Source organism: Streptomyces sp. SID14478 (genome assembly GCF_010548525.1).
Taxonomy (GTDB): domain Bacteria; phylum Actinomycetota; class Actinomycetes; order Streptomycetales; family Streptomycetaceae; genus Streptomyces.
This window is the reverse complement of the sequence record NZ_JAAGMG010001010.1, coordinates 1-4493: the sequence shown is the minus strand read 5'-3', so window position 1 is coordinate 4493 and position 4493 is coordinate 1. Positions and strand designations below refer to the sequence as shown.

Sequence of the window (4493 nt, the reverse complement as noted above, 5' to 3'; positions counted from 1 at the left end):
CTCGCCCCCGGCGCGGGCCTCGGCGAGCTCGACCGGCTGGCCGAGCTGACGGCCCGGGACGCGGGCGTGCGCGTCGAGGTCGTGTGCACGGGGGAGCCCCGCCCGCTCCCGTCCGACGTCGACCTGTCGGCGTACCGGATCGTGCAGGAGTCCCTGACCAACGTGGTGCGGCACGCGGCCACCGACACGTGCCGGGTCCTCGTCTCGTACGCGGACGAGGAACTGTTCCTGGAGATCGTGGACGGTGGGGCGGGGGCACCCGGTACGGTCCCCGGCATGGGGATCACGGGGATGGGGGAGCGGGTGAGTCTGCTGCACGGGGAGTTCAGCGCGGCGCCGCGGCCGGAGGGCGGATTCCGGGTGGCGGCCAGGATCCCGCTGCCGGGAGCGGCGCGATGACCGTACGGGTGCTGCTCGTCGACGACCAGCCGCTGGTCCGCTCGGGGCTGCGGGTCCTCATCGCCGACACCGACGACCTGGAGGTCGTGGGCGAGGCCGGCGACGGGGCCGAGGCCGTCGGGCTGGCCGCCTCGCTGCGGCCGGACGTGGTCGTGATGGACATCCGGATGCCCGGCATGGACGGCATCGAGGCGACCCGGCACATCACTGCCGCCGACACCGGCAGCCGGGTGCTCGTGCTGACCACCTTCGACGAGGACGACTACGTGTACGGGGCGCTGCGCGCCGGGGCGAGCGGCTTCGCCGTCAAGGACATGCAGCTGGAGGACATCCTCGCGGCGGTCCGGGTGGTCGCGGCCGGGGACGCGCTCATCGCGCCGGGCGTCACCCGCCGGCTGATCGCGGACTTCGTGGGGCGCCCGGGGCAGGCCACGGCCCGGCCGCCGCGCGCCGTCGAGGGCATCACGGAGCGGGAGCGCGAGGTGCTCACGCTGGTCGGTCTCGGCCGGTCGAACCAGGAGATCGCCGAGGAGCTGTTCATCAGCGTGGCCACCACCAAGTCCCATGTGGCCCGGCTGTTCACCAAACTGGACGCCCGTGACCGCGTCCAACTCGTCATCACCGCCTACGAGTTGGGGCTCGTGGCGCCGTCGCGCTGAGCCGGGCGGGCGCCGGCGTGCGGGAATTACCGCCGGGGCGCGGGCGGAAGAACAGGGGGCGCTCGCCCGGGCCGGACGGGGGTGGTCCCGCTCCTCGCGCCTCGGTGCCGTACGCCCATGGGGTGTACGGCATCCGGTGTGTCGGGGCACGGATGCGTCGGTGGCGCGCGGCGGGCGGCGACCCTCGCTGGCAGACCCCCCGCATCCCCACCAGGAGGACCCGTGCCCCTCGCCCCGCCCCTGCGCGCAGCTGCCGCGCTCGCCGTCGCGGCCCTCGCCGCGACCGCGTGCGCGTCGGCCGAGCCCGACAACATCCCCGAGGTGTCCGGCGCGTTCGGCAGCCGCCCCACCATCTCCATCCCGGACCTCCCGGCGCCCGCGCAGGGCCGGACGAAGGTCCTGCACGAGGGTGCGGGCCCCGAGGTGAAGAAGGGCCAAGTCGTCGTCACCGACGTGGAGATGAAGACCTGGGAGGGCGAGAGGAAGCTCATGTCGTCCTGGGGACGGCTCCAGCCGGCGACCGTCTCCTTCGACGGCGCACACGTCCCCCGCGTCTGGGGCCGGGCGCTGGTCGGCCGCAAGGGCGGCAGCCGCGTCCTGATGGTCACGCCGCCGAAGAGCGGCTCCGGACCGCACGGCCCGGCGTCCGCGCAGGCCGGCCCGGGCGACCACATGGTGCTCGTCTTCGACCTCGTCGGCGGCTACGGGATCGACCAGCGGGTGCCGGAGACGAAGGCCGCGGGCGGCGCCCCGGCGGCTCCCTCGGTGTCCTTCACCGGCCCGAAGAGGCTTCCCACGGTGGGGAGTTGGGGAGCGGACGCGCCGCGCACGCTCGACGTGCGCACGCTCGTCGAAGGCAAGGGGCCAGTCCTCGCCGACGGTGACGTGGCCGTCGCCCAGTACGCGAGCTGGATCTGGGGCCGGGACAAGCCGTACCGGGTCACGTACGGGGCCACCGGCCCCAGCGGCATGCTGCTCCACAAGGCGGCCCTGCCGCCGGCGATGTACGAGGCGCTGAAAGGGACGCGCGTGGGCAGCAGGCTCCAGATCGCCGTCCCCGCGCAGTACCGCAAGGGCTTCACGACGACGAAAGGCGGGATCGCCGCCCCGTCCGCGCACCCGATCTTCTGGGTGGTCGACGTGCTGGACCGCCAGGACCGCTGACGCCCTCGCCCTCGCCGCGGGAGGCGTCAGCGGCCATGGCGGCTGTTGCGGCCCTGCCGGTCGGTGCCTGCTGTTTGTCCTTGCTGCGCTTGCTGTCTTTGCTCTCCGGTCCGTGCGGGACCGCGGGGCGTGCGGGCGCGAGGGCATGCGGGGCGGGCTTCTCCCGGCGGCGGGCGGCTCAGAGCGCGGTCAGGATGCGCGGCCCCGCGTCCGTGATCGCGACCGTGTGCTCGACGTGCGCCGCGCGGGAGCCGTCGTTCGTGCGCAGGGTCCAGCCGTCCGGCGCCTCGTGGTACGCGTCCGTGCCCCCGCCGATCAGCATCGGCTCGATCGCCAGCACCATGCCGTGGCGCAGCGGCATGCCGCGGCCCGGCCGCCCCTCGTTCGGCACCGGCGGGTCCTCGTGCATCCGGCGGCCCACGCCGTGCCCGCCGAAGTCCTCCATGATCCCGAATCCTGCGGTCCGGCAGACGCTGCCCACGGCGTGTGCGATGTCGCCGATCCGGTTGCCCACGAGGGCGGCGCCGATGCCGGCGGCCAGCGCCCGCTCAGCCGCCTCGATGAGGGCCACGTCCGCCGGGCGCGGGGTGCCGACCGTGAAGCTGATCGCGGAGTCGCCCGCCCAGCCGTCCAGCTGGGCCCCGCAGTCGATCGACACGAGGTCGCCGTCGCGCAGCCGGTAGCCGTCCGGGATGCCGTGCACGATGGCGTCGTTCACGGACGCGCAGATCACCGCGGGGAAAGGGGTGGCCGCGAAGTGGGGCCGGTAGTTCAGGAAGGGCGAGCCCGCGTCCGCCTTGCGCAGCACGTCGTGTGCCACCTCGTCCAGCTCCAGCAGGCTCACGCCCACGGCGGCGTGCTCGCGCACGGCGGTCAGGGCCTGTGCCACGACACGGCCCGCCTCCCGCATCGCGTCGATCGATGTGTCTGTCTTCAGTTCCACCATGCCAATAACTATACCGGTATTTGAATCCGGTATAGGAATGGTGTTCCTCGGGTAGGGTGGAGGCATGGTCCGTACCCCTTTGACTCCGGAAGAGCGTGAGCGCGGCGAGAGCCTCGGTCGGCTGCTGCGTGAGGCGCGCCTGGGGCGCAGCATGACGGAGGTGGCCGCCGGTGCGGGCATCTCCGTGGAGACGCTGCGCAAGATCGAGACCGGCCGGGCGCCGACGCCGGCCTTCTTCACGGTGGCCGCCCTCGCCCGCGAACTGGGTCTGTCCATGGACGACCTGGTGGTGCGCTGCGCCCTGGTGCCCGTCTGAGGCGAGCCGGGCACGGCTTCACCGCGGTAAAGCGCGCGTAGCACCCTCGTAACACGCCGGGTGTTTCCTTCCGGGGCGTAGGGCTCCAAGGTGCGCGAGGATCGGCGGGGGCGCGTGACGGACGTGGGACGGCTTTCGCAACTCCCGGACGAGGTGGGGGAGTTCGCGGATTATCTGCAAGGGCTGCTGGCCCGGATCGACCAGGGCGCGGGCTGGTGCGGCGTCTTCTGGCAGCGGGACCCCGAGGGGATGAAGGCCTGCCTGGACGGGCGCGAGGTGCCGCCCTGGGACGTCGTGGAATCGCTGGTCCAGGACATCGCCGCGACGTACGGCGCGGACGCGGCCGCCCGGGAGAGCGCCCGGGCACGCGCCCTGCAGCGCGCCTCGGCCCGGGCCTACGACGCGGGGCCGGGCGGCGCCGAGTCCCTCGCCGGCCGCCTCGCCACGATGCTGCGCGAACAGCACTACGCGGACGAACGGCGGCGGGAGTCGGGGCGCAGGCTGGACGCCGCGGGAACCCCGCAGGAGGCGGAGGCGATCCGCCTGGAGGCGGCGTGGGCACGGGACGACCACGAGCGCGCATCGGCCCGGATCGTCGAACTCCGGGCAAGAAAAGCCTCATTGGAGGCGCGGACCGCAGATCCGGAGCGTTCGCGGCCCGCTGGTCGGGAGCGTGTGTGGCCCGTAGATCCGGAGCGTGTGTGGCCCGCCGGTCCGGAGCGTTCGCGGCCCGCCGGTCCGGAGCGTGTGTGGCCCGCAGAGCCGGAGCGTTCGAGGCCTGTAGCTCCGGAGCGTGTGCGGCCCGCCGGTCCGGAGCGTTTGCGGCCCGTGGCCGCCCCGAAGCAGGTCAAGGAACGCAAGCGCCGCCCCCGCGGCAGCGCGCGCTTCGCGGGGATGCCTCAGGAAGCCGCCCCGCCCCCTGACACCCCTCCCGCAACTGCGGCTCCGGCGCCGGGAGTCGGTACGCCGCGGGGAGCGCGGTTCGCGGGCTCGACGGACGAGGCCCCCC

General features: G+C 74.1%; 5 protein-coding genes and 1 pseudogene. 5 read left to right on the top strand and 1 reads right to left on the bottom strand.

Annotated features, from left to right (window positions below):
• The 3 genes from G3I40_RS32595 to G3I40_RS32585 form a co-directional block, all read left to right on the top strand.
• The coding region (locus G3I40_RS32595) for an ATP-binding protein (RefSeq protein WP_343245088.1) at window positions 1-399 on the top strand (399 nt) is incomplete at its 5' end.
• The gene (locus G3I40_RS32590; RefSeq protein ID WP_164306219.1) at window positions 396-1058 is read left to right on the top strand and encodes a response regulator transcription factor; all 663 of its coding nucleotides are present in this window, start codon (window positions 396-398) and stop codon (window positions 1056-1058) included. The genes G3I40_RS32595 and G3I40_RS32590, both read left to right, overlap by 4 nt.
• 222 nt (window positions 1059-1280) lie before the next feature.
• The gene (locus G3I40_RS32585) at window positions 1281-2222 is read left to right on the top strand and encodes an FKBP-type peptidyl-prolyl cis-trans isomerase (protein ID WP_164306218.1); all 942 of its coding nucleotides are present in this window, start codon (window positions 1281-1283) and stop codon (window positions 2220-2222) included.
• Window positions 2223-2400: 178 nt separating this feature from the next.
• On the opposite strand, the gene map is transcribed toward G3I40_RS32585, so the two are convergent.
• Entirely contained in the window at window positions 2401-3168 is a 768-nt protein-coding gene (gene map / locus G3I40_RS32580) for a type I methionyl aminopeptidase (RefSeq protein WP_164306217.1), read from the bottom strand.
• Between the two features lie 64 nt (window positions 3169-3232).
• On the opposite strand from map, the gene G3I40_RS32575 reads away from it, so the two are divergent.
• Entirely contained in the window at window positions 3233-3484 is a 252-nt protein-coding gene (locus G3I40_RS32575; RefSeq protein ID WP_164306216.1) for a helix-turn-helix transcriptional regulator, read from the top strand.
• 114 nt (window positions 3485-3598) lie between these two features.
• Window positions 3599-4493: pseudogene (locus tag G3I40_RS32570) on the top strand (hypothetical protein); the annotation flags it as partial.

Excerpts from the sequence above, each read along its gene's own strand:
- map (WP_164306217.1), bottom strand. The coding sequence starts at position 3,168 with ATGGTGGAACTGAAGACAGACACATCGATCGACGCGATGCGGGAGGCG.
- G3I40_RS32575 (WP_164306216.1), top strand. The coding sequence starts at position 3,233 with ATGGTCCGTACCCCTTTGACTCCGGAAGAGCGTGAGCGCGGCGAGAGC.
- G3I40_RS32590 (WP_164306219.1), top strand. The coding sequence starts at position 396 with ATGACCGTACGGGTGCTGCTCGTCGACGACCAGCCGCTGGTCCGCTCG.